General features: G+C 75.8%; 21 protein-coding genes. 9 read left to right on the top strand and 12 right to left on the bottom strand.

Annotated elements, in window-relative coordinates; genetic code table 11:
- Positions 1–29 precede the first annotated feature (29 nt).
- On the bottom strand, positions 30–548 hold the full coding sequence (purE, locus tag HLV61_RS05650; RefSeq protein WP_440284470.1) for a 5-(carboxyamino)imidazole ribonucleotide mutase: 519 nt from the start codon (positions 546–548) through the stop codon (positions 30–32).
- A 1-nt stretch (position 549) separates the two neighbouring features.
- A complete protein-coding gene (locus HLV61_RS05645) occupies positions 550–1,764 on the bottom strand; it encodes a 5-(carboxyamino)imidazole ribonucleotide synthase (RefSeq protein ID WP_369253415.1) in 1,215 nt (404 codons plus the stop codon).
- A 228-nt stretch (positions 1,765–1,992) separates the two neighbouring features.
- Between HLV61_RS05645 and HLV61_RS05640 the strand changes: the two genes are divergently transcribed.
- The 3 genes from HLV61_RS05640 to HLV61_RS05630 all read left to right on the top strand — a co-directional run bounded on the left by HLV61_RS05640 (position 1,993) and on the right by HLV61_RS05630 (position 7,061).
- Complete coding sequence (locus tag HLV61_RS05640; protein WP_369253414.1) at positions 1,993–2,556, top strand: hypothetical protein; 564 nt, start codon at positions 1,993–1,995, stop codon at positions 2,554–2,556.
- Positions 2,553–4,868, top strand: coding sequence for an LGFP repeat-containing protein (locus HLV61_RS05635; RefSeq protein WP_369253413.1), 2,316 nt, complete (start codon positions 2,553–2,555; stop codon positions 4,866–4,868). Before HLV61_RS05640 ends, HLV61_RS05635 begins: the two co-directional genes overlap by 4 nt.
- Positions 4,869–5,036: 168 nt before the next feature.
- Positions 5,037–7,061: a DUF6541 family protein gene (locus HLV61_RS05630; protein WP_369253412.1), complete on the top strand. Its 2,025-nt coding sequence runs from the start codon at positions 5,037–5,039 to the stop codon at positions 7,059–7,061.
- Between the two features lie 52 nt (positions 7,062–7,113).
- Here the strand turns inward: HLV61_RS05630 and HLV61_RS05625 are convergent, their stop codons facing one another.
- Entirely contained in the window at positions 7,114–7,812 is a 699-nt protein-coding gene (locus tag HLV61_RS05625; RefSeq protein WP_369253411.1) for an SGNH/GDSL hydrolase family protein, read from the bottom strand.
- A gap of 95 nt (positions 7,813–7,907) precedes the next feature.
- On the opposite strand from HLV61_RS05625, the gene HLV61_RS05620 reads away from it, so the two are divergent.
- Positions 7,908–8,462, top strand: a complete 555-nt coding sequence (locus HLV61_RS05620; RefSeq protein WP_369253410.1) for a GtrA family protein — start codon at positions 7,908–7,910, stop codon at positions 8,460–8,462.
- 44 nt (positions 8,463–8,506) lie between these two features.
- Here the strand turns inward: HLV61_RS05620 and HLV61_RS05615 are convergent, their stop codons facing one another.
- Complete coding sequence (locus tag HLV61_RS05615) at positions 8,507–11,467, bottom strand: AAA family ATPase (RefSeq protein ID WP_369253409.1); 2,961 nt, start codon at positions 11,465–11,467, stop codon at positions 8,507–8,509.
- Positions 11,464–12,630, bottom strand: coding sequence for an exonuclease SbcCD subunit D (locus tag HLV61_RS05610; RefSeq protein WP_369253408.1), 1,167 nt, complete (start codon positions 12,628–12,630; stop codon positions 11,464–11,466). Before HLV61_RS05610 ends, HLV61_RS05615 begins: the two co-directional genes overlap by 4 nt.
- Here HLV61_RS05610 and wsfD point away from each other — a divergent pair.
- Complete coding sequence (gene wsfD, locus HLV61_RS05605; RefSeq protein ID WP_440284469.1) at positions 12,583–14,391, top strand: glycan biosynthesis hexose transferase WsfD; 1,809 nt, start codon at positions 12,583–12,585, stop codon at positions 14,389–14,391. The two genes, HLV61_RS05610 and wsfD, sit on opposite strands and share 48 nt — an antisense overlap.
- 28 nt (positions 14,392–14,419) lie before the next feature.
- Here the strand turns inward: wsfD and HLV61_RS05600 are convergent, their stop codons facing one another.
- From HLV61_RS05600 to HLV61_RS05570, 7 genes are all read right to left on the bottom strand, one after another.
- Positions 14,420–15,175, bottom strand: coding sequence for a decaprenylphospho-beta-D-erythro-pentofuranosid-2-ulose 2-reductase (locus HLV61_RS05600; protein WP_369253406.1), 756 nt, complete (start codon positions 15,173–15,175; stop codon positions 14,420–14,422).
- A complete protein-coding gene (locus tag HLV61_RS05595; protein ID WP_369253405.1) occupies positions 15,172–16,539 on the bottom strand; it encodes an FAD-binding protein in 1,368 nt (455 codons plus the stop codon). Before HLV61_RS05595 ends, HLV61_RS05600 begins: the two co-directional genes overlap by 4 nt.
- On the bottom strand, positions 16,532–17,536 hold the full coding sequence (locus tag HLV61_RS05590; RefSeq protein WP_369253404.1) for a decaprenyl-phosphate phosphoribosyltransferase: 1,005 nt from the start codon (positions 17,534–17,536) through the stop codon (positions 16,532–16,534). Before HLV61_RS05590 ends, HLV61_RS05595 begins: the two co-directional genes overlap by 8 nt.
- On the bottom strand, positions 17,533–18,069 hold the full coding sequence (locus HLV61_RS05585) for a phosphatase PAP2 family protein (RefSeq protein ID WP_369253403.1): 537 nt from the start codon (positions 18,067–18,069) through the stop codon (positions 17,533–17,535). Before HLV61_RS05585 ends, HLV61_RS05590 begins: the two co-directional genes overlap by 4 nt.
- A 230-nt stretch (positions 18,070–18,299) precedes the next feature.
- Positions 18,300–19,643 (bottom strand): acyltransferase family protein, encoded by a 1,344-nt coding sequence (locus HLV61_RS05580; RefSeq protein WP_369253402.1) that lies wholly within the window; start codon positions 19,641–19,643, stop codon positions 18,300–18,302.
- 158 nt (positions 19,644–19,801) lie between these two features.
- Entirely contained in the window at positions 19,802–20,329 is a 528-nt protein-coding gene (locus tag HLV61_RS05575; protein WP_369253401.1) for a PH domain-containing protein, read from the bottom strand.
- A 31-nt stretch (positions 20,330–20,360) separates the two neighbouring features.
- Positions 20,361–21,215, bottom strand: coding sequence for a biotin--[acetyl-CoA-carboxylase] ligase (locus HLV61_RS05570; RefSeq protein WP_369253400.1), 855 nt, complete (start codon positions 21,213–21,215; stop codon positions 20,361–20,363).
- Positions 21,216–21,234: 19 nt separating this feature from the next.
- On the opposite strand from HLV61_RS05570, the gene HLV61_RS05565 reads away from it, so the two are divergent.
- The 4 genes from HLV61_RS05565 to HLV61_RS05550 form a co-directional block, all read left to right on the top strand.
- A complete protein-coding gene (locus tag HLV61_RS05565) occupies positions 21,235–22,863 on the top strand; it encodes an acyl-CoA carboxylase subunit beta (RefSeq protein WP_369253399.1) in 1,629 nt (542 codons plus the stop codon).
- On the top strand, positions 22,860–23,099 hold the full coding sequence (locus HLV61_RS05560; RefSeq protein ID WP_369253398.1) for an acyl-CoA carboxylase subunit epsilon: 240 nt from the start codon (positions 22,860–22,862) through the stop codon (positions 23,097–23,099). Before HLV61_RS05565 ends, HLV61_RS05560 begins: the two co-directional genes overlap by 4 nt.
- Before the next feature lie 73 nt (positions 23,100–23,172).
- Positions 23,173–23,775, top strand: a complete 603-nt coding sequence (locus tag HLV61_RS05555; protein ID WP_369253397.1) for a Maf family protein — start codon at positions 23,173–23,175, stop codon at positions 23,773–23,775.
- 153 nt (positions 23,776–23,928) lie between these two features.
- The coding region (locus HLV61_RS05550; protein ID WP_369253396.1) for a serine hydrolase at positions 23,929–25,061 on the top strand (1,133 nt) is incomplete at its 3' end.

Raw genomic sequence — 25,061 nt, 5'->3', positions numbered from 1 at the left:
CGCGTGAGGCATCGGGACGAGCGTGTCCGTCACGTCCGCGGCGGCCGGGCCTGCGAGAGGCGCTCCTGCAGCGCGCCGTCGCGGGCGACGACGGAGTCGGCGAGGTCGGCCTGGAACCGCTCGACGGCGGCCCGCAGCGTGTCGTCGGACGCGGCCAGGATGCGCACCGCCAGCAGGCCGGCGTTGCGGCCGCCGCCGATCGACACCGCGGCCACCGGCACGCCGGCGGGCATCTGCACGATCGACAGCAGGCTGTCGAGGCCGTCGAGCCGGTCCAGCGGGCGGGGGACGCCGATCACCGGCAGCGGCGTGGCCGCGGCGAGCATGCCCGGCAGGTGCGCGGCTCCCCCGGCGCCGGCGACGAGCACCCGCAGCCCGCGCCCGGCGGCTGCCGTCGCGTAGTCGAGCATCCGCTGCGGTGTGCGGTGCGCCGACAGGACGTGCACCTCGTACGGGACGCCGAACTCGGCGAGGGCCTGCGCGGCCGGCTCCATCGTGGGCCAGTCCGAGTCGCTGCCCATGACGACGCCGACGAGTGGCTCGGTCACCTCAGTGCTCCTCGGGAGGGGGGAAGGCGAAGGCCGGGTCGACCTCGCCGTCGGCGAGGTAGCGGGCCGCGGCGACGGCACGGGCGCGCACCTCGGCGAGGTCCTCCCCCAGCGCCGTCACGTGGCCGAGCTTGCGGCCGGGGCGCTGGCCCTTGCCGTACCAGTGCAGCTTGACGTCGGGCCAGTGCGCCATGAGGTGGTGGACCCGCTCGTCGATCCCCGGGCCGTCCCAGTCCGCCTCGGAGGCGCGGCCGCCCAGCACGTTGGCCATGACGACGACCGGCGCGGTCATCGCCGTCGACCCGAGCGGGTAGTCGAGCACCGCGCGCAGGTGCTGCTCGAACTGGCCGGTGCGGGCGCCCTCGATCGTCCAGTGCCCGGAGTTGTGCGGGCGCATGGCCAGCTCGTTGACCAGCACGCCGTCCGGCGTCTGGAACAGCTCGACGGCCATGACGCCGACGACGCCGACCCGGTCGGCGATCCGCACGGCGAGCTCCTGGGCGGCGCCGGCGGTCTCCTCGTCGAGGCCGGGGGCCGGGGCGAGGACCTCGGTGTTGATGCCGTCGCGCTGCACCGTCTCCACGACCGGCCAGACGGCGACCTGCCCGAACGGTGAGCGGGCCACCAGCACGGCCAGCTCGCGGACCAGCGGCACGCGCTCCTCGACCAGCAGGCTGCCGTGCGCCTCGAGCAGGCCGGCCGCCTCGTCCGCCGCCTCGACGACGAAGACGCCCCGGCCGTCGTAGCCGCCGCGCGGGGTCTTGACGACCACCGGCCAGCCCACCGAGGCCGCGAGGTCGGTGACGCCCTGCAGGGTCTGCACCTCCGCCCAGGCCGGCTGCGGCTCCCCGGCGGCGGCCAGCGCGCGGCGCAGGACGAGCTTGTCCTGGGCGTGCACCAGGGCGTCGGGGCCGGGGGCGACGCGGACGCCCTCGGCGGCGAGGGTGCGCAGGTGCTCGGTCGGCACGTGCTCGTGGTCGAAGGTCAGCACGGTGGCGCCGTCGGCCACGGCCCGCAGCGCGTCGAGGTCGCGGTGGTCGCCGATGCGCACGTCGGCGGCCACGAGGGCGGCGGACTCGCCGGGGTCGGTGGCCAGCACGCGCAGCGACTGGCCGAGGGCGACGGCGGCCTGGTGCGTCATCCGGGCCAGCTGTCCGCCGCCCACCATGGCCACGACGGGCAGGCCGGTGCGGGGATCGACGTCCTGGGCGCTCATCGGGAGCAGGCTAACGGTGGCCGGCGGACGCTCGGACGCGCCGCCCGCCCAGGTGGCGACCCTCCGGACCCGATCCGTCACAGGGCGTGTGGTCCCCGGGATCGCCGTAGCCTCGTGTCACACTCCGATCACGGTGCGTTCGCCCAGGCGAGCGCACCGTCCGAGCGTGCGGGGGTCCCCGGCGCTCCTCGTCGAGCGGCTGCGGCCGCCCGGATGCTGTGAGGTCGCGTGAGAGCCAACCGCCGCCGAGCCCTGCTCGGGTCGGCCGTCGTGCTGCTGGGCGCCGGTGCGGTGGGCGCCGCGCTGGTGCTCTCCCCCGGCGCGGTGGGCGAGACGTCGTCGGCCGCGGCGACGCCGACGGCTCCCCTGCCGGCGAACGGGTCCGGAGCGGCGACGCCGACGGCTCCCCTGCCGGCGGACGCTCCCGAGGCGGCGACCCCCACCGCCCCGTACACCCTCGGCCCCGAGCCGACGTCCGTGGCCACCGACGAGCCGCGGCCCAGCGACGCCGGCATCGACGTCGTCCTCAGCTACGTCGGGTACGAGCCCTCGACCGGGACGGTGCAGGCCAACGGCCTGGTCGCCGGCGTGGTCGCCGACGGCGGCCTGTGCACCCTCACCCTGACCGACGGGGACGACGAGGTGACCGCGACCAGCGAGGCCTTCGCCGACGCGACCACCACCTCGTGCGGACTCGTGGAGACCGGGCCCGGCATCGCGTCCGGGACCTGGGAGGCCGTCCTCAGCTACTCCGGCGTCGACTCCGCCTCCGTGCAGGTGACTGTCCCGTGACCCGGCTCGCCGTCTGGAGCCGGCTGCTCGGCCTCGTCCTCGCGCTGGTCACGGTGGCGGCGCTGACCGCCTCCGGGACCGGTGAGCCCGCCGCGACCCCCGACCTGGAACTCGCCGCCGACACCAGCCAGTTCGAGGCCGGCAACATCATCAGCGACGCGGTCTTCTTCGATCCCACGACGATGACCGACGCGGAGATCTCGGCCTTCCTCAAGGCCAAGGGCGCGAGCTGCCGGCGCGGCGCCGACGGCAGCCCCTGCCTCAAGGACTTCCGGCAGGACACCACGACCAAGGCCGCCGACGGCATCTGCGACGGCACCTACGCCGGGGCACCCGGCGAGTGGGCCTCGCAGATCATCCTGAAGGTGGCGCGGGCCTGCGGCGTCAACCCGCAGGTCCTCCTCGTGCTGCTGCAGAAGGAGATGGGGTTCCTCACCGCCACGAACCCCACCGCCAAGATGTACGAGCGGGCCGCCGGCTACGCCTGCCCGGACAACGTCGGCGGCAGGTGCGACCCGACCTACGCCGGACTGCAGAACCAGCTGTACCGCTCGGCGTGGCAGTACCAGCGGTACGCCGCCTACCCGCAGAACTACGCCTACCGGGCCGGGCGCGCCAACACCATCCAGTGGGACGTCGAGGCCTCCTGCGGCACCTCGAGCGTCTACATCCAGAACCAGGCGACCGCCGGCCTGTACAACTACACGCCCTACCGCCCGAACGCCGCGGCGCTGGCCGCGGGCTACGGCCCCTCCACGAACAGCTGCGCCGCCTACGGCAACCGCAACTTCTGGCTGTACTTCACCGACTGGTTCGGGTCGACCCAGTCCCGTGGCGGCGACGCGATCCTGGCCGCCCACGCCGAGCGCGGCGGCGCCACCGGGCCGCTCGGCCCGGCCGCCGGGTCGGTCCGCTGCGGCCTGGTCTTCGGCGGGTGCGTGCAGAACTACCGGTCGGGCAGCATCTACTGGAGCCCGGCGTCGGGCGCCCGTGCCGTCCTCAACGGCCCGATCGCCGACGCCTGGGCGGCCCGGCAGTGGGAGCGCAGCCTCCTCGGGTACCCGGTGACCGACACCCGGTGCGGGCTGGCCGGCGGCGGCTGCCTGCAGTCCTTCCAGACGGGCACCCTGTACTGGAACGGCGCCACGGGCGCGCACACGGTCTCCCCCGGCCCGCTGATGGACGCGTGGGCGGCGCGGGGCTGGGAAGGTGGCGCGCTCGGCTACCCCGTCGGCGAGCCGGCCTGCGGCCTGACCGGCGGCGGGTGCGTGCAGAACTTCCAGACCGCCAGCATCGCCTGGTCTCCCGGCACCGGCGCGCACCCCGTGTCCGGGTCCGTCGCGGAGGTCTGGGGCCGGTACCGCTGGGAGCAGGGACAGCTCGGGTACCCGTCGGGCGACCAGACCTGCGGCCTGACCGGCGGCGCCTGCCTGCAGGCCTTCCAGCGCGGCACGGTGTACGTCACCCCGGCCGGCGGGACGCACGCCGTCCTCGCCGGCCCGGTCGCCGACGCCTGGGCCGCGCAGCGCTGGGAGTCCGGTCCCCTGGGCTACCCCGCCTCCGCGCAGACCTGCGGCCTCACCGATGCCGGGTGCCTGCAGTCGTTCACGGGCGGGACCGTCTACTGGACCCGCGACACCGGCGCGCACCCGGTGCTCCCCGGCCCGATAGCCGATGCCTGGGCCACCCAGCGCTGGGAGTCCGGCCCGCTGGGCTACCCCACCGGCAGCCGTACCTGCGGCCTGACCGGCGGCGGCTGCCTGCAGTCCTTCGAGAACGGCACGTACTACACGACCGCCGCGACCGGCACCCACGCCGTCCTCGCGGGGCCGATCGCCGACGCCTGGGCCACCCAGCGCTGGGAGTCCGGCCCGCTGGGCTACCCCACCGGCGACCAGGTCTGCGACCAGGCCGACCGCTGCCGCCAGACCTTCACCGGCGGCACCCTGTACTCCACCCCGGCCACCGGCGCGCACGCCGTCACCACCGGCCCGATCGCCACCGCCTGGACCGCCCAGGGTGCCGAGACCGGCCCGCTGGGCTACCCCACCAGTGGCCGGACCTGCGGGCTGACCGGCGGGGGCTGCCTGCAGGCGTTCGAGAGGGGCACGTACTACACGACCAACGCCTCCGGCACCCACGCCGTCCTCGCGGGGCCGATCGCCGACGCCTGGGCCGCGCAGCGCTGGGAGACCGGTCCCCTGGGCTACCCCACCGCGGACGCCCGCGAGACGCCCGAGGGGCTCGTGCAGGACTTCGCCGGCGGGCAGCTGCTGCTCGACCGCACGACCGGTCAGGTGACCAGGCGCTGAAGCCCGAGCCGTCCGCAGAGCCCTTGTACCCTGACGCCGTAGCGCGAACGCCTCCGGCGAGGCGCGCGCCGACCGCCTGCCCGACGCCGCGACGTGTCGGGGCTCCTCCGTCCCGCCCCGTCCGCGGGCACCACACCCGCGAGGTGGCTTCGTGAGCTGGACCCGTCCGTGACCTGGCACGATGCGCTGAGGCTGCTGCTGGCCCTCGCGGCCGTCCTCGGACCCGGGGCGGCGCTGCTGGCGGTGGGGCTGCGGCGCGGGCCGCTGGAGACCCTGGCCGCGGGACCCGCGGCGTCGGTGCTGCTCTGCTACGTCACCGCCCTGCTCGCCGCACCGCTGGGGATCCCCTGGGGCCCGCTCCCCGTGGTCGTGGTCACCCTCGTGGCGACCGCCGTCGCCTGGCTGCTGCGACGCCGCGCGGTCGCCGCCCGGGAGGTCGCCGCCCGGGTCGCGGTCCCGCTGTGGGCCCGGGTCCTGCCGGTCGCGGGCGTCGTGGTCAGCGCCGCCGTGGGCGGGTGGACCTTCCTCCGCGGCTTCGGCACCCTGTCGGTCCTGCCGCAGGAGCACGACATGGTGCTGCAGACCCTGCTCGTCGGGTACATCGAGCGCACCGGCAACGCCGCACCGTGGCAGTCCAACCCCGTCGACCTGCTGACCGGGGAACCGTCGGGCTTCTACCCCAACGGCCTGCACATGCTCGCCTCGCTGGCCGCCACCGGTCCCGCGGAGTCGGTCGCCGCGCTCAACGCCGTCTCGGTGGTCCTGTTCGCCGTGGTGCTGCCGCTCGGCATGGCGGCCCTCGCCCACCTGCTGAGCCCTCCGCACCTGCGTCCCGTGGCGATGGCGGCGGCCGCGCTGACCAGCGTGCTCGCCTACCGGCCGGTGTTCGCCCTGCTGCACGACGGGGGTGTCCTGGCCAACGCGGCCGCGCTCGCGCTCACGCCGGGAGTCGTCTACGCGGCCGTCAGCGCGGCCACGGTCCACCGGGGTGCGGCAGTGGCCGCCGGAGCCGGGCTGGTCGGCGCCGTGGTGGTGCACCCCAGCGCGGCACCCACCATCGTCCTCACGGCCGGCGTCTGGGTCGTGGCCACGCTGCTGAGCCGGCGCGACGGCGTCCGCGCCGCGCTCCGCTCGCTCACGTGGGTCGTGGTCGCGGCGGTCCTGGCCGTCGTCGTGCTGGTCCCGTTCCTCCTCACCGCCTCGAGCACCGCGGCGTTCGTGGCGTCGTTCCCCCGGCAGACCCCTCCGGCCTCCCTCGGGGGCGCGCTCGGGACGCTGGCGTCCTTCTACTACGGCGGCTACTACGACCCCGCGGGGATGCTGTCGCAGGCCGTGCTGGCGCTGCTCTCACTGCTCGGCGTGCTGCTCTGCGTGTTCCACCGCTCCAACGTCGCCCTGCTCGCGGCGTTCGGGACCTGGGCGGTCGTGCTCCTGCTGTGGCTGATCAACCCGGCCACGCCCCTGGTCGCCTCGCTGGGCGGCGTCTACTACAACACCTACGGCCGGTTCTCCGGGGGACTGGCGATCCTGCAGTGGCTCACCGTCGGCGTCGCCGTCGGCTACGCCGCCTCGTACCTCGCCACTGGGTGGCGGTGGGCGGCCGGCCGGCTCCGGTCGGGGCGGTGGGCACACCGTGCCGGCCTCGCGACGCCGGTCGGGGCCGCCGCGGCGCTGCTCGTCTTCCTCCTGGTCACGGTCGACTACGCGTCGGTGAACAGCCTCACGCTGCGGCAGCGCTACGCCGAGCCCGAGTTCGTCCGGGTCGACGAGGACGACCTGGCGGCGGGTCGCTGGCTGGCCGAGAACGTCGAACCGGGCCAGCGGGTCATGAACAACGCCAACGACGGGTCCACCTACGCCTACGTCTTCTCCGGCGTGCCGATCGTCGAGACCGCCACGCTCGGCAGCCCGTACGCGCCCTACACGACGGACCTGCTCCTGCACCTGGACGACGTGGACCGGGACGACGACGTCCGGCAGACCGTCTGCGACCTGGACATCGCCTGGGTGCTCGCGGACGAGGAGGCTCCGGTCATCGGCGCGCCGGAGAGCGTGACCCCGCTGTCCGACGGCGGGGTCTACGACACCCCGCGGGGCTTCGAGCGCCTCGACGACCTGGAGGTGGCCGAGCGGGTCCACACCAGCGGGAACGTGGACGTCTACCGGCTCGACCTGGACCGCCTCGGCTGCTGACGGGCGGGGCCCGGCCCGCTGACGACCGGTCCCTCCCCGGCGCAGGGGCGCGTCAGCCGGCGCCGGCCCGGGCGAGGACGGCGGCACGCAGGCTGCGGCCCACCTCGTCGGCCACCTCCTGGGTGGGGTGGACGCCGTCGACGGTGTCGCCGGGCACCCAGCCCTCGCCCTCCCGGGCGGCCTCCCACGGGTCGACGAAGGTCCAGTCCTGCTCCGTGGCGAGCTGTCGCAGCCGCTCGTTGTAGGCGGTGGTGGTCTCGGCGTGGTCGGCCGACGGCGGGATGGCCGAGACGACGACGGCGCCCGTCCCCATCGTCTGCGGGATCGTCAGGAGGTCGTCCCGGCTGGCCTCCCAGCCGATGCCCCGCGCGATGTCGTTGGTCCCGGCCATGAGCAGGAGGACGTCGCCCTCGACGGCGGTGATCCCCCGCAGCATGTCCCCCGTGGTCGCCCCGGGCACCGCCCAGCCACCCCCGAGGACGAGCGGCTCCCCGAGCGCGGCGGGCACCCACGAGCCCTCGCCGCGGACCTCGCCGTCGGCCATGGGCTGGGAGCCTGCGGTGAGGGAGTCGCCCACCACGACGAGGACGACGTCGCGCGGCTCCGTGTCCTCGGCCTGCACGTCGGGGGTGGCCGTGGACGCGGCCGTGGACGCGGCCGTGCACCCGGTCGCGGACAGCAGCACCAGGAGCACGACCGCGCGGAGCCACCGCACGGGCTGCGGCCGGGACCGGCCGGGGCGAGGACGCATGGGCGCGATTGTCCCGTGGACGACCGGCAGGGCCGTGGACCGCTCCCCCGCGCGCTTGCCGGCCGGCAGGCCGCCGGCCCGTACAGTCGGTGCTCATGGCGCTCCTCCCGGCCCTCCGCCGCCGCGCCGGGAGCACCTGGCACCTGCTGCTCAAGGAACTGAGCGCCTTCGGGGCCGTCGGCGCGGTCTGCTTCGTCCTCGACGTCGGCCTCTTCCAGCTCCTCTACGCCTCGGGCACCGGCGCGGTGACGGCGAAGCTGGTGTCCACGCTGGTGTCCACCACCGCGGCCTACGTCGGGCACCGGTTCTGGTCCTTCGCGCACCGCGAGCGCACCGGCTACCGCCGGGAGTACCTCGTCTTCGCGGTGGTCAACGGGCTGACGCTGCTCATGGGGCTGGCGGTCGTCGCGTTCGTGCGCCACCCGCTCGGCCAGGAGCACGCGCTGGTCCTGCAGGCCGCCAACGTCGCCTCCATCGGGCTGGGCACGGTCGTGCGCTGGTTCGCCTACCGCCGCTGGGTCTTCCCGCCGAGGCGGGAGCCGGCCACGGGGCCGGTCGTCGAGCCGGCCGCCGGGCCGGCGCCGGCGCACCCGCGGGCCCGCGCCGGGCGCCGGGTGGCCACCGCCGACCCGGCCGTCACCGGCGTCTGAGTCGCCGGCCGCCGCCAGGTCGACGCGCGGCCCGTGCCGCTGCCTCAGCCGGCCAGCCGGGACCCCGACCGTCCGGCGACGACCTCCAGCCGGGTGGGGATGCGGGTGCGCAGCTCCTCGAGGTGGCTGATCACGCCGACGGTCCGTCCGCCGCGGCGCAGCTCGTCGAGCACGCCCATGACCGCGTCCAGGGCCTGGGCGTCGAGGGTGCCGAAGCCCTCGTCGACGAAGAGGGTGTCCATCTGCACCCCGCCGGCCTCGGCGGTGACGACGTCGGCCAGCCCGAGCGCCAGGGCGAGGGAGGCCATGAAGCTCTCGCCGCCGGACAGGGTCTTGGTCGGCCGCCGCACGCCGGTGTACTCGTCGAGGACGTCGAGGCCCAGGCCGCCGCGGGCGCCGTGGCGGCCCATCGCGTCGCTGTGCAGGAACGTGTAGCGCCCGCGGGACATCTCCTGCAGTCGCCGGCTGGCCACCTCGGCCACCTGCTCGAGCCGCGCGGCGAGCACGAAGGACTGCAGCCGCATCTTGAGCGTGTTGGCGCCGCGGCCGCCGACGAGGTCGGCCAGGCCGGAGACCTGCTCGGCGCGGGCACGCCGCTCGGACAGCTCCACCTCGGCGGAGACGACGTCGCCGGCGAGCGCGTCCAGCGCGCCGGCGCAGCGGCGGGCCTGGTCGAGGGCGGTCACCGCCTCCTCGCGGCGGGCGGTCAGCTCGGCGCACCGCCGCTGCTCCGCCTCCACGTCGGGACGCTCGCCCAGGTCGGCGAGCTCGGGGTCGGCGAGGGTGGCGACCAGGACGGAGCGGGCCTCGTCGTGCGCGCGCAGCCGCCGGTCCAGCGCGGCCAGCTCGCCGTCCTCCAACAGGGCGGCCGCCGCGTCCAGGACGTCGGGGAAGCCCGCCTCGGCAGCCCGCTTCCCCGCGGTGACCCGGGCCTCGTCGGCGGCCGCGAGCGCCCGGCGCTCCTCGTCGGCGGCGGCGACCGCGGCCTCGCAGCGGCCGGCTTCGGCGGTCAGGCGGGCGATGCGGGCCGGCAGGTCGCGGTCCCCGCCCCGGGCGGCGTCGAGACGCGCGGCCAGCTCCGCGTGCGCCCCGGCGCGGGCGGCGTGCTCGGCGGTGACGCGCTGCAGCGCCTCCCGGTCGGCGGCCAGGGCGGTGGTGGCGGCGTCGCGCCGCTGCACGGCCGCGGCGAGGTCGCGGCGGGCGGGCTCCACCCCGCGCGCGAGGGCCGCCACCTCGCCCAGCTCCGCCGCGGCGGCGGCCGCCCGGCCGGCCAGCTCGGCGTCGGGCAGGTCGCCGGCCCGCGCGCGCAGCACGGCGAGCTCCCGGCCGAGCTCCTCGACCGCCGCGCCGGCCGCGGTGCGCCGCTCGTCGGCGGCGTCGACGGCGGCGCGGGCGCGCTCCTCGTCGTCGGCGGTGACCGCGGCGCCGGCCGGCACCGCCGGGCGCGGGTGCTCGGCCGAACCGCACACCGGGCAGTCGGCGCCCTCGGTGAGCCCGGCGGCCAGCTCGGCGGCCATCCCCTCGAGCCGGGCGGTGCGTACCTCGACCAGCCGCTCCCGTGCCTCGAGCCAGGCCAGGCGGGCGGCGTCGGCCGCGGCGCGGGCCCGGTCGAGCCGGCCGGTGACCGCGGCGGCGGCGGTGGCCGCCCCGAGCGCGGCGCGGGCGGCCTGCTCGGCGGCGGTGAGACCGGGCAGGCGCGCCTGCGCGGCCAGGGCGGCGTCGAGCCGCTCCTGCGCCGCGGCGACGCGGGCCGGCTCCTCCTCGACGGCGCGGGTCCCCTCGGCGACGCGGGTGGCCAGCCGGGCGTCCTCCCGGGCGAGACGCCCGGCCTCGGCGGCCAGGTCCGCGGCGCGGTCGGCCTCGGGCAGCAGGGCGCGGGCCGCGGCGGCGGCGTCGCGCAGCTCCCGGGCCGGCGCGGGACCGGCCGGGCGGCCGCCGGCGACCGCCGCCCACGCGGCCCCGGCGGCCGCCCGGTCGGCAGCGGCGCGCTCGGCGGCCCGGGCCGCGCGACCGGCGGCCTCCAGCACGTCGCGCAGGACCTCCGCGCGGCGGCCGGCGTCGGCGCGCGCCCGCAACGGCGCCAGCTCCGGCTCGCGGGCGGTGAGCCGCTCGAGCTCGGCGCGGGCGCGGTCGCGGCGGGTGTGCCGGTCGGCCAGCGCCCGGGCGGCGGTCAGCTCGGCATCGACCCGCGCGCCGGCGGCGGCCGCCTCGTCCGCCTCGGCCCGGGCGCGGGTCAGCCGCTCGGCCGCGCGGGTCCGGACCTCGCGTACCCACGTGCCGACCGAAGCCCCGGGGCGGGCGCCGACCAGCTCGGGGGCGAGCTCCTCGGGCACCTCGACGTCGGCGATCTGGGCGACGCGGTGCAGCAGCGTGCTGACCCGGTGCCGGTCGGCCCGCAGCTCCTCCTCGGCGGCCCGCCGCTCGCCGGCGAGCCACTCCTCGGCGCGGGCGAAGCGGTCGACGTCGAAGAGCGTGCGCAGCAGCCGGCCGCGCTCCTCGGGCTCCGCGCGCAGGAACCGGGCGAAGTCCCCCTGCGGCAGCAGCACCACCTGGCAGAACTGCTCGGCCGACAGTCCCAGGCGGATCCGCAGGTACTCCGAGCCCTCGTCGATGCGGGTGCTCACCGGCTGCCACCCCTCGGCGGTCCGGCGCTGCACCGTCAGCTTCGCCTGCTCGGTGGTCTCCCCGGCGCCACGCTTCTTCGGGCGGGTCTGCTCGGGACGGCGGACCACCAGCAGCCGCTCGCCGGCCAGGGTGAGCTCGCAGGACACCTCGGTGCGGGTGGCGGCGTCGGCGTGGTCGCTGCGCAGCCGGCGGGCCTCGCCGCGGGCACCCGGGACCGTGCCGTAGAGGGCGAACACCACCGCGTCGAGCAGCGTCGTCTTGCCCGCCCCGGTGGGACCCCAGAGCAGGAACAGCCCGTCGCGGGCGACGTCGTCGACCCGGACGACCTCGGTGCCGGCGAAGGGGCCGAAGGCGGTCAGCGTGAGGGTGTGCAGCCTCACCGGGCGAGCTCCTCGCGGGCCGCCGCGCCGAGCGCCCGGGCCAGCAGGTCGCGCTCGGCGGCGGTGGTCCCGACGCCGCCGCGGACGTGGCTGACGAACTCGCCGACGACGTCGAGGTCGTCGCGGCCGCGCAGCCGCTCCTGGTAGCTGCGGCCGTCCCCGCCGCCGCTGCCCCCGATCCACTCCAGGTGGACGCAGTGCGCGAACCGGCCGCGCAGCGCGCGCATCGGGTCCGCCGGGCGGACCGGGTCGGTGAGCCGAGCGGACACCCATGCCTCCTCGGCGGCGGTGTGGGCCGGGTCGGCGAGCAGGTCGTCGAGCGCACCGGTGAGCACGGTCAGCGGGCGCGGCGCGGGCAGCGGCACGGACCGGACCCCGGCCAGCCCGCCGACGTCGAGGTCGACCAGCCACACCTGCTTGTCCTGACCGGCCTCGCCGAAGGAGTACCCCAGCGGCGAGCCGCTGTAGCGCATCCGGTCCGACAGCGTCTGCGGGCGGTGCAGGTGGCCCAGCGCCACGTAGTCGACCCCGTCGAACACCGACGCGGGCACCACGTCGACCCCGCCGACGCAGATGTCGCGCTCGCTGTCGCTGGCCACGCCGCCGCCGACGAAGGCGTGCGCCATCACCACCGAGCGGACGCCCGGCCGGAGGAACAGGTCGGCGCGCACCCGGTCCATGGCCGCGCGCAGCACGGCCTCGTGGCTGCGCGCCGTGTCGTCGCCCCGCCCACCCGAACCCAGCTCGTGGCGGGCGATCTCCGGCTCCAGGTAGGGCAGCCCGTAGACCGCCACCTCGCCGTGCGCGTCGGCCAGCAGCACCGGCTCGTCCAGGCGCCCGGTCTCCGCCCGGACGTGCAGCCCCGCCTTGGTCAGCAGCGAGGAGAACGTGCCCAGCCGCCGCGCCGAGTCGTGGTTGCCGGGGGTGAGCACGACCGTGGCCCCGGCGCCGACCAGGCGGCCGACCACCCGGTCGAGGACGGCCTGCGCGTCGGCCGACGGCACCGCCCGGTCGTACACGTCACCGGCCACCACGACGGCGTCGACGCCCTCCGCGACCACGACGCCGGCCAGGCCGGACAGCACCGCCTCCTGCTCACCGAGCAGGTCCGCGCCGTGGAGGGACCGCCCGATGTGCCAGTCGGAGGTGTGCAGCAGCCGCATGGAGGGGAGGGTAGGTCGGCTCGCCGACACTGCTCCCCCGAACGCGCGGAACGCGCGGAACGCCCGACTCCGGTCCGGTCAGGTCCGGTCACGGCCGGCCGGGGCGTGACCGCCCTTGCGTCGGACGCCGCCGTGCTGTGGATTGACCCTGCAGCCGGACATCGTGACCCACGTCGGGCAGGCAGGCGAAGCGCTCGCCGATCCGGGGGAACGAGGGCGTCGACACGGTCGGCCGGGAGGAGGGTCACCACGACGCGAACCGAGGGAGCGGTCCAGGACCGCGGTCGCCACCGCCCGCCCCGGTGGTCCCGGCTCGCCGTCTCGCTGGTCGCGGCCGTCCTGGCCGCCCTGGTCGTCGGCCTCGCCACCGGGCTCCTCACCGGCCGGCCCTCGGGGGCGGCCGACAACGGCGACGGGATCCGCCTCTTCTGCGGCGCCGGACTGATCCCGGCCACGCCCACGGAGGAGGCGAACTGGATGGGTGGTGTCGTCCTCGACTTCACCTCGGGCGCGGCTCCGTGTGCCGATCCCGCTCCGTCTTCGGCCGGCGTCCTGCTCGGGGCCGCGGTCGGCGGATCCGCCGGCCCGTGGTCGCTCACCCGGCTGGGCTGGCTCTACCTCCTGGCAGTGGCCGCCGTCACCGCCCTCGGCGTCTGGGCGGCCACCGCCGCCGGGGTCGGGCGGGCACTGCTGGTCGTGCCCGCCCTCGTCCCGCTCGCCGGCCCGGACTTCTCCCGGTTCTTCCTGTCCACCTACGGCGAGCCGGCCGGCCTCCTCGGTACGTACGCACTGTGCGTCGGCGCGGCGGCCATCACGGGCACCGGCCCGTCGCACCGTGCCGCCCGGGGCGCTGCCCTGCTCCTCGTCGCCGGGGGCGGCCTGCTGGCCGCGACGGCCAAGACGGCGTACGCGCCGGTCATGCTGGTCGCGGTCCTGGTCTGCGCGGCCACCGCCGTCACCACCCGCGGCGGCCGCCGGTGGTCGCGACACGTCATCGGCCCCGCGGTGGCCGTCGCCGTCGTGGGTGCGGCGGTGCTGCCGGTCGGAGCCGCCCAACAGTGGCAGGCCCGCAACTACGCAGGGGTGAACACCCACAACCTCGTCTACACCCTGCTGCTGCCCGAGGTGGGGCCCGAGGCGGCGGCGATGGTGGGTCTGCCCCCCGCCGCGTCGTCCGGGGCGGGCCGGTCCTACTACCCCGACGGACCCGCGGGGGTGCCGGGCGCGGACGTGGTCGCCGCTGATCCGGACGGGATCAGGACCGCCGCCTGGAAGACGCTGGCCACCCACCCGGCGGCGCTCCTGCGCGCCGTCGGCGTCGCCCTGCAGTCCACCCAGGGCAGGGACCTCGACTACCTGCCGAGGGAGCGCTGGACGGAGGACACACCCCGGCCCACCGCGGTCGCTCCCGTGGGAGAGCAGGGTGCGACCGCCGGGAACCTGCGCGGCTGGCTGGGCGGGATGCGACTGCCGTGGTGGCCCTCCCTGCTCACGGCGCTGGGGATCGCCGCAGGTCTGGCCTCCGTGCGGATCCGGCCGGAGGGCGCGCGTGCGCTGGCCCGGACGGCGGGACTGGCGGCCTCGACGGCACTCGGGGTTGCCGCGGTCGCCGTCCTGGGGGACGGCTACTTCGAGGTCGCCAAGCACACCTGGCTGGCCGCCTACCTGCTCGACGTCACGGCGCTGTCGCTGGCGGGTGCGGTGCTGGCCGGCGTCCCCACGCTCGCCCGGAGGACCGGCGCGTGGCGGACGGGCCGGTGAGGGTCCCGCCCCGGATCCCCGCCGGGGATCAGACCGGCAGGCGCCGGAAGACGGCGCGCGGGGTGTGCCGCAGGGCGCTCATGACCCAGCGCATGGCTCCCGGGACCCACACCGTGTGCCGGCCCCTGCGGATCCCGGAGACGATGGCCTCGGCGACCGCGTCGGGCGTGGTCGCCAGCGGTGCGGCGGTCATGCCCTCCGTCATCTTGGTGCGCACGAAACCGGGCCGGACCACCAGCACGGAGACACCCGTGCCGACGACGGAGTCGGCCAGGCCGCTGAAGAACGCGTCGAGTCCCGCCTTCGTGGACCCGTAGACGAAGTTCGAGGCACGCGGCCGCTCACCGGCCACCGACGACAGCGCGACGATGACGCCGTGCCCCTGGGAGCGCATCAGGCCGGCCAGTTCCGTGCCCACCACGGTGGGAGCCACGAAGTTGACCTGCGCCAGCGCGGCGACCGCCCCGGAGTCGGCGCGCAGCCGGTCGGCGTCCCCCAGCTGGCCGAAGGCGACCAGTGCGACGTCGACGTCCCCACCTGCCGCCGCCGCGGTCACCATCCGTGCCGGCGAGCCCGGGTCGTCGGCGTCGAAGTCGACGACCTCCACGGCAGCACCGGCCGATCGCAGCTCCGCCGCCACGGCGGCGCGGCGCGGGGTGTCCCGGGCGGCCACCACGACGCGCAGGGGACGCTCCCGCAGGTACCGGTGGGCGGTGGCCACCGCGATGTCGGAGGTGCCGCCGACCAGCAGCAGCGAGCCGACCGACCCGAGCGCATCGATCACAGCGAGAGCCTCCTGGCCAGGTCCGAGGTGAAGACACCGTCGGGGTCCACCCGTCTGCGGACCGCCCGGAAGTCCTCGAGCCGCGGGTACATCTGCTCGAACGTCTCCCGTCGCAGGCGGGAGTCCTTGGCCAGGTAGATGCGCCCTCCGGCGCCCAGGACCAGCTCGTCGAGCCGGTCGAGCAGCGTGGCGAGGCCCGTGACGACCGGGATGTCCAGGGCGAGCGTCCACCCGGGTGAGGGATAGGACAGCATCCCCGGGTTGCCCGCCCCGAAGCGCTTGAGGACCGCGAGGAAGGACGCGTGGCCGGAGTGGCTGATCCGCCGCAGCGCCTCGCGCATCGCCTCCTCCTGACCGAACGGGACGGTGAACTGGTACTGCACGAAGCCCCGGGGGCCGTAGACGCGGTTCCAGTGACCGACGCCGTCGAGCGGGTGGAAGAAGGCCGGGATCCCCTGCAGCTGGCCCCTCCTCCGCCTCGGTGACGTGCGGTACCACAGCTCGTTGAACGCCGTGACGGTCGCGACGTTGAGCACCCCCGGCGGGAACACGTCCGGGACCGAGAGCCGGACCGGACCGGAGTAGCGCAGGGGGTCGGTCCGCTTGCCGGCCGGGAGCTCGTCACGGGCGGCGAACCGCCCCCGGGTGAGCACCGAGCGCCCCATGCGGCGGCCCGTGGCGACGCAGTCGATCCACGCCACCGAGTAGTCGTAGAGGTGGTCGGTCTCCGACAGCAGCGTCATCAGCGAGTCGAGGTCCGGTGTCCGGTCGGTGTCGACCAGGACCTGCGACGACTCGATCGGCTTCATCCGGACCCGGGCGCGCAGGATCACCCCCGTCAGGCCCATGCCGCCCGCGGTGGCCCAGAACAGGTCCGCGTCCCGCTCGGGGCCGACGCGGCGCACCCGGCCGTCGGCCGTGAGCAGGTCCAGCCACCGGACGTGCTGGGCGAAGCTCCCCGCGACGTGGTGGTTCTTGCCGTGGATGTCCGCGGCGATGGCCCCGCCGACGGTGACGTACCGGGTGCCGGCGGTCACCGGGACGAAGAGGCCCATCGGTACGAACAGGGTCATCAGCCGGTCCAGCGAGATCCCGGCCTCGACCTCGACCTCGCCCGCCGCGAGGTCGACGGCCAGCACGCGGTCGGAGGCGGTCATGTCCAGGACGCCGCCCCCGGCGTTCTGGGCGGCGTCGCCGTAGCTCCTGGCCAGCCCGCGCGCGAGCAGGCCACGGGGCGTACGGCCGGCCAGCAGGGCGAGTGCGCCCTCGTCGTCGTGCACCGGCGTCAGCAGCGCCGGCGTCGCGGCGGTGCGTCCCCATCCGTGCAGCGGCACGGGCCGCGCGGCAGTCCCGGGGTCAGCCACCGAGGACTCCCAGTCCGACGGTCAGTGCCCAGGTGAGCCCCAGGACGAGCAGGACCTTGTCGCGCAGGACGATCTCCTCCGGGGCGCCCGCGGTGCCCCTGTCGACGTCCACCGCGTACCGGAGGATCGCGAGGACGAACGGGCCGATGGAGATGGTCGCCCACGGGATCCCCGGCTGGGACTCCACCATCTCGAACGCCCACAGGCTGTAGACGGTGCACGTGACACCCGCCGACAGGCTCCACACGAAGCGCAGGTAGCTCGCCGAGTACTCCCGCAGCGTCTTCCGGGTCTCGGCACCGTCGCCGACCAGGACCAGCTCCGAGTAGCGCTTGCCCGCCACCATGAACAGGGAGCCGAAGGCGGCGACGAGGAGGAACCACTGCGAGATGGACAGGCCGGCCGCCACCCCGCCGGCGATCCCCCGGAGCAGGAAGCCGGAGGCGACGACCGCCAGGTCGAGGACCGGCTGGTTCTTCAGGAACGTGCAGTACGCCAGCTGGATGGCGACGTAGACCGCGAGCACCCACGCGAGGGCGGGGCGGGTGAGCAGCGCACCGGCGGTCAACGCGACGGCGAACAGCGCCGCGGCCACGCCGATCGCGAGCGGGCGCGGCACGATCCCGGCGGCGATCGGGCGGAGCCGCTTGCGCGGGTGCCGCCGGTCCTCGTCGAGGTCGATCGAGTCGTTGACCAGGTAGACGGCCGCGGATGCCAGGCAGAACAGGACGAAGGCGACCGCGGTGGGGCCGAGGACCTCCGGGTCCAGGATCCTCCCGGCGGCCAGTGGGGCAGCCAGGACCAGCAGGTTCTTGATCCACTGCCGAGGACGTACCGCCCGCACGAGACCCCACGCCGCCGATCCACGCCGACCCGCCGGGCGCGCGGGGAGGACGGGGACGGGCGGGGGTGGCACGGGAACGACCCGGAAGGGGACGCTGACGACCACCGTCGGCTCCTCCCGGCTCCATCCGCGGGCGGCGTCGGGCACCGTCATGCCCTCCTGGCCGGAGACAGGGTCCCGTAACGGCGGACCAGTCCGGCGGTCCCGGCGCCGAGCACCGCACCGGTGACGACGTCGGAGGGGTGGTGGACGCCCAGGAGGACCCGGGACACGAGCATGAGACCGGTGACCCCGGCCATGGCCGGCCGGCCCACCATGGGCCCGAAGCCGACCGCGGCCGCAGCCGTGGAGCAGCTGTGGGCGCTGGGGAACGACAGCCGGCTCGGTGTGGCGACGAGAGCGGGCACGTCCTCCAGCGCGGGGCGGACCCGGCGGACGACCCGCTTGACCAGGACACCGGAGGCGTGGGCGACGACGACGCCGGCCAGCCCGGTGGCCCACTCCTGGCGCCGGCGACCGGTGAGCAGGCCGCATGCGCCGAGCGCGAGCCACCCGAGGGCGTGCTCTCCGAAGTGGGACAGTCCGCGCGCCAGCGGGACCGCCGGCGTGCCGCCGAGCAGCCGCCGGGTCGATCGGAGCAGTGCGTGGTCGACCAGCACCACCGCGCTCGGGATCGGGACCGTCATCGAACGCCGACTGTAGCCACGGGCGACCCGTGTCAGCGCCGCGATCAGCGCGTATCCGGCCCGTCGGCCGCACCGTCCACCGGTCCAGGCCGGCTCGTCCGGCGTGCCGTCACCGTGCGTCCGGCTCCCGGGTCCTCACCGGCCAGGTGGACCTCGGCCGGCCGGGTGGCGACCCGGCCGATGACCTGCTCCGCAGCGGGCGCCGGCCCGACGCCCGGCGTCCCCCGCCGTCAGCGCGCGGCCGTCGTGTCCCTCGGCGGGACGACCGGCCCCAGGTGGAGACGGGCGGTCGCGACGTCGCTCATCCGGGGCCGGCCGGCGCGGGCGCCGTGACCGAGCGCCAGCCCGTGGACCCGGCGGCTGACGCGGCGCGGAGGCACCGACCCGGCCCGCGACCACGTCGCCCGCTCCGGCAGGCGCACCAGCAGGCGCTGGCACGGCTGCTCCACCAGGCGGTGCAGTCCCACGCTCAGGCCGAAGGACACGGCCATCGCCACGGGCGCCAGCAGCAGCAGCTTGGGCGACACCACGAAGCGGGTCTGGGGGGACTGCCACACGACGGTCAGCAGGACGTCGAGGACCACGAAGTGGACCAGGTACAGGCAGTAGGAGACCTTGCCGCCGTGGACGACGCCCGGGCGGGACAGCCACCGGGCCGGCCCCCGGTCGGTCAGCGCGAGGGCACTGATGAGCGCCGGGAACGCGACGATCGCCACGCCGTGGAAGTCGACCGCCGGGTTCCCCGCTCCGCGCCAGCGGGCCCAGACGGACAGGAGGACCACCGCCACCGGGGCGGCCCAGGCCACGCGGTGGGCCCAGGACTCCACCCGGTCCGTGCGCCGCAGGTCGCGGACACCGAGGGCCAGCAGGATCCCGGCGGTGAAGCCGCACGCGATCCGCAGCACCCAGTCCTGGGTCCAGTCCAGCGGTCCCGTCCGGTAGGCGACGAGCACCAGGGGCAGCAGTGCGGCGTGGGCGAGGGCGAGGTTGACGACCGGGTGCAGCCGCCGCAGCGGGCGCAGGAGCACGGCCAGGACCGGGAAGGCCAGGTAGGCGAGCCACTCGGCGCTGATGGACCAGCCGGGCAGCACGTAGCTGGCCGCGAGCAGGTCGTCGCGTCCCCACATCTGCGTCATGGTCAGCTGGCGGGCGAGCGTCAGCAGGTCCGCGTCGGGGTGCGGAGCCAGGACGTTGGCGTCCCGCCCACTCGCGCGGACCACCCAGATCCACGCGCCCATGGCGACGGTGACCACGGCCCACGCCGGCCACACGCGGGCGATCCGGTTCCAGAGGAACCGCCCGACCACGGCCGGGGTGGGACGGCGCCCCACCTCGTCGAGGTAGCTCAGCGCGATGACGAAGCCGCTGAGGACGAAGAAGAGCTCGACACCGATCCAGCCCCCGTCGATCACCGGACGGACGAACGGCATCTCGTCGAGGTAGGGCGTCAGCAGGGAACGGAAGTGGAAGAGCACGACCCATGCGGCCGCGACCAGCCGCAGCCCGGTCAGCGCGCGGATGTCGCGGCGAACGGTCGACCGCTGCCCCTGGGCCGCCTGCGTCACCGTGCTCATGTGGACCCCCACTCGACCGCTGCACCGGACTGGTTCGTCCCGCATCGCTACGTTATGAGGGTTGTTCCGTTACGTTGAGTTGCGCCACGACGGATTTGAGCGCCGCGCTTCGGCAGGACTTGCCATCACGCGCGAGGCGCCCGGCTCACCCGCACCGGTCACCACGTGGCCAGGGAGCCGTCCTCCTCGGGGAGCCGGTCCACCTCGTGGTCCATCACCTGGGTGAGCAGCGCCTGGAGGTCGTTCGGGTCCGGCACGGTCTCGAGCACCAGCGCTCCCCCCTCGCCGGCGGTCTCGACGGTCAGCGTCCCGGACCGCAGCAGCCGCTGGCCCAGCGTCTGGCGGGAGGACACGTCGGTGATCCGCGACAGCGGGACGTCGCGCCCGCGCCGCGTCAGGACGCCGCTGCGGACCAGCAGCCGGGAGGTGGTGACGACGGTGTGGGTGGTCCGCCAGCGCAGCACCGGCCGGGCGACGAGCACGGCGAGCACGAGCAGCGCGACGGCGAGCAGCGCCATCCGCAGCACGCCCTGCTGGCGGCCGGCCGGGACCAGCGCCGCGGTGTAGGAGCCGGCACCCACGACGACGAGGAGCCAGACGACCGGCCAGAACAGCGTCGCCCAGTGCGGGTGCAGGTGGACGACGACCTCCTCGTCGTCGGCGAGCAGTTTGTCGGGGTAGGGCATCCGGCCAGGATGACCGAGCCGGCCCCGCGCGTCAGGCTCCGGCGGGGCGTGTCCGGACGTGCTGCACGTCTCCGCTGGCCAGCTCCACGGTGCCCTCGACGGTGCGGACCACCAGCCGGCCGTCCCAGTCGACGCCGGTGGCCGTGCCGGTGAGCGTCGAGCCGTCGGGCAGCGTGACGGTCACCTCGGCGCCCACCGTGGAGCACCAGGCGAGGTAGTCGGCGGCCAGGCCGGTGGACACGGGGTCGCCGAGCGCCGCGGTCCAGGCCAGGTAGCGCCGCTCCAGTGCGCGGAGGAAGGCCAGCAGCACCGGCCCGCGGTCCACCGGGCTCCCGGTGACCAGCGACAGGGACGACCCGGTGGGCGGCAGCTCGTCGGCGCGGGTGGTGACGTTGAGACCGGTCCCGACGACGACCGCGGGGTGGGCGGGGGCGGACACCGCCTCGGCGAGGATCCCGGCCAGCTTCGCCCCGTCGACGGCGAGCAGGTCGTTGGGCCACTTGAGCGAGGTGCGCACGCCGGTGACCTCCCCGACGGCCTCGCCCAGCGCGACGCCGGTGAGCAGCGGCAGCCATCCGCGGCGGGCGGCGGGGACGTCGGGGCGCAGCAGCACCGAGACGGTCAGCCCGGCGCGCGGCGGCGAGGTCCAGGTGCGGTCGAGCCGGCCGCGGCCGGCGGCCTGGTGCTCGGCGACGAGCACCGACCCCTCCGGCACGCCGTCGTCGGCGGCTCGGGCCGCGAGGACGGCGTTGGTGGAGCCGGCCTCCTCGACGACCTCGAGGGAGCGCCACAGCCGGCTGTCGCGGACCAGGGCCGCCTGCAGGGCCGGGGCGTCGAGCGGCGGGCGGTCCAGCTCCGACCAGCGGGCGGAGGGCGCGTCGGGCACTCCCCTACGCTACGGCTCCGTGAGTGCGGCTGAACTGGAGAGCGCCGGCGAGCACGTCCCCGGCGACATCGACGTCCACACGACCGCCGGCAAGCTGGCGGACTTCGAGCGGCGGGTCGAGGAGGCCGTGCACGCGGGGTCCCAGCGTGCCGTGGACAAGCAGCACGCCGCGGGCAAGATGACCGCCCGCGAGCGGATCGAGGCGCTGCTGGACCCGGGCTCGTTCACCGAGCTCGACGAGTTCGCCCGCCACCGCTCCAGCAACTTCGGCATGGACGCCCGGCGCCCCTTCGGCGACGGCGTCGTCACCGGGTACGGGACCGTCGACGGCCGCCCGGTGTGCGTCTTCTCCCAGGACGTCACCGTCTTCGGCGGCAGCCTCGGCGAGGTGTACGGCGAGAAGATCGTCAAGGTGCTCGACATGGCCGTCCGCAACGGCTGCCCGGTCATCGGGATCAACGAGGGCGGCGGCGCGCGCATCCAGGAGGGCGTGGTCTCCCTCGGCCTCTACGGCGAGATCTTCCGGCGCAACGTGCACGCCTCCGGCGTCGTCCCGCAGATCTCGCTGGTGATGGGCGCCGCGGCCGGCGGGCACGTCTACTCCCCCGCGCTCACCGACTTCGTCGTCATGGTCGACAAGACCAGCCAGATGTTCATCACCGGCCCCGACGTCGTGAAGACCGTCACCGGCGAGGACGTCACGCTCGAGGAGCTCGGCGGCGCGCGCACCCACAACACGCGGTCCGGTGTCGCGCACTACCTCGCCGAGGACGAGACCGACGCGCTGGAGTACGTCAAGGCGCTGCTGAGCTACCTGCCGAGCAACAACCTCGACCCGCTGCCGGCCGTCGAGGTCGCCCCGGTCGACGTCACCCTGCCCGACGCGGTGACCGACTCCGACCGCGAGCTCGACACGTTCGTCCCGGACTCGCCGAACACGCCCTACGACATGCACACCGTCATCGAGCACGTCCTCGACGACGGCGAGTTCCTCGAGGTGCAGCCGCTGTTCGCGCCGAACATCCTGATCGGCTTCGGCCGGGTCGAGGGCCGGCCGGTGGGCGTGGTGGCCAACCAGCCCACCCAGTTCGCCGGCACCCTCGACATCGACGCCAGCGAGAAGGCCGCCCGCTTCGTGCGCACCTGCGACGCGTTCAACGTCCCGGTGCTCACCTTCGTCGACGTCCCCGGCTTCCTGCCCGGGACGTCGCAGGAGTGGGAGGGGATCATCCGCCGCGGCGCGAAGCTGATCTACGCCTACGCCGAGGCCACGGTCCCGAAGGTCACCGTCATCACGCGCAAGGCCTACGGCGGCGCCTACGACGTCATGGGGTCCAAGCACCTCGGCGCCGACGTCAACCTCGCCTGGCCGACCGCGCAGATCGCCGTCGTCGGGGCGCAGGGCGCCGTCGGGATCCTCTACCGCAAGGAGCTCGCCGCGGCCGAGGACCCCGAGGCCCGCCGCGCGGAGCTGGTCGCGGAGTACGAGGACACCCTCGCCAACCCCTACATCGCCGCCGACCGCGGCTTCGTCGACCAGGTGATCCTGCCGTCGGCGACCCGCATCCAGGTCACCCGCGCGCTGCGGCTGCTGGCCAACAAGCGCCAGACCCTGCCGCCCAAGAAGCACGGGAACATCCCGCTGTGACGACGACACCGTCGTCCGCTCCCGGCGACCCGCAGCGCCCGCTGCTGCGGGTCGTGCGGGGCGAGCCGACCGACGAGGAGCTCGCCGCGCTGACCGTCGTCGTGGCCGCGCTCTCGCAGCGCCGGCCGCGGCGGCGCCCGGTGCCGGTGGGCGCGTGGGCCTCGAACGCCGACACCCACCGCCGGCCGCTGCAGCCCGGCCCCGGCGGCTGGCGCGCCTCGGGGAGGTCCGCATGAGCGAGCCCGCGCGCTCATCCGGACCGGGGGCGGAGCCGCGCACGCGGCCGACGAGCGCCAGCGAGGAGGTCACATGAGCCGGAGGCTGGTGCTCGCGTCGGCGTCGCCGGCCCGCCTCGCCCTGCTGCGCCAGGCCGGTCTCGCGCCCGAGGTCGTGGTCAGCGACGTCGACGAGACCACCGTGACCGCGCCGCGGGTGGGCGAGCGGGTCGCCCTGCTGGCCGCGGCCAAGGCCTCCGCCGTCGCCCGGCGGCAGGACGACGCGCTGGTGGTGGGCGCGGACTCGCTGCTGGATTTCCGCGGCCAGGCGATGGGCAAGCCCACCGACGCGCAGGACGCCCGCGAGCGCTGGCGGCGCATGGCGGGCCGCTCGGGCGTGCTGCACACCGGCCAGGCGCTGTTCGACGTGCGCGGCGGGGCGATCGAGGCCCGCGACGTCGTCGTCACCTCGACGGTCGTGCACTTCGCCACCCCGACGGCCGCCGAGCTCGAGGCCTACCTCGCCACCGGCGAGCCGCTGGCGGTCGCGGGGGCGTTCACCCTCGACGGCCTCGGCGCTCCGTTCGTCCGGCGGGTCGAGGGCGACCCGGCCTCCGTCGTCGGGCTGTCCCTGGCGGCGCTGCGCGAGCAGCTGGGCCGGCGCGGCCTGGCGATCACCGACCTCTGGCGGCGCTGACACCGCACCCGTGGGGTGCCTGATGACCGTGTGACTGGTCGGTCACGTTCAGTTGCGACACCCGTGGCCGCGGTGGCACTGTCCCCCGGACTACAGGGGGTCGTCATCAGCAAGCTCGCCAGGTCGCTCGTCAGTCTGGGCGCCGTCCTCGTCGTGGCTCTCACCCACCTCGCCGTCGGGGCCGGTACCGCGCGGGCCGCGGGGCTGGCCGACCGGGTCGCCGCCGGCACCGCCTACGCCGCCTCCCGGGGCACCACCCTCGGGTTCGCCGTCCTCGACCGCGTCACGGGCGAGTACGCGGACAACGGGGCGCCGGCCCACCAGCGCATCGAGTCGGCCTCCGTGGTCAAGGTCCTCATCGCCGACCACCTGCTGCACCGGCGCGACCTCGGTCAGGTCCGGCTCACGCAGGCCGACCTGGACGACATGGGCCGGATGCTGCGGTCGTCGGACGACGCCGCCGCCAACCGGTTCTGGAGCGGCTACGGGACCAACGGCATCGTCAGCGAGGTGATCGCCCGCTACGGCCTGGCCGAGACGGGGCTGACGTCCAACGTCCGCTACTGGGGCAACACGCTGATCACCGCGCACGACATGGTCCGCTACTACCACCTCCTGCTCAGCGGCGGCCGCGGCCTGTCCGCCGCGTCCCGGGACTTCCTCGTCGCCGAGCTGCGACGGTCGACGCCCCGGGGCACCGACGGCTCCTGGCAGTGGTTCGGCCTGCGGGACGGGCTGCAGCGCGAGGACACCATCGGCCAGAAGCAGGGCTGGATGTGCTGCGTCAACGGCGCCGTCTACCGCCACACCAGCGGGTTCGTGGGCCCGGACGCGCGCTTCGTCGTGGTGGCCCTGAGCAAGGAGCCCTCGACCGCCGGCGCCGGGCACGTCGAGGCCTCGCTCACCGGAGCGATCGGCCGCGCCTTCCCGGAGGGCTCGCTGCCCCGGGGCTCGACCCTGATCGACCAGGTCTGGACCTGGTCCGGCGGCATGTACGGCCCGCTCGGCGCCCCGGCCGGGCCCGAGACCGCGGTGGCCGGCGGCAGCGGGGCGTTCCGCTGGTACCAGCGGGGGGCGATCTACTGGTCGCCGGGGACCGGCGCGCACTGGATGGTCGCCGGCATCCTCACCTCGTGGGTCCGCCAGGGCTACGAGAACGGCCCGCTCGGCTATCCGGTCAGCGACGAGGCCGCCACCCCCACCGGCGGCTCGCACAACTGGTTCCAGCGGGGGGCGGTCTACTGGTCCCCGCGCACCGGGGCGCACTGGATGGTGGCGGGCATCCT

Source organism: Geodermatophilus amargosae (assembly GCF_041028265.1).
Taxonomy (GTDB): domain Bacteria; phylum Actinomycetota; class Actinomycetes; order Mycobacteriales; family Geodermatophilaceae; genus Geodermatophilus; species Geodermatophilus amargosae_A.
Note: the sequence above shows the minus strand (reverse complement) of the source record. Positions and strands in the feature narration are given on the sequence as shown.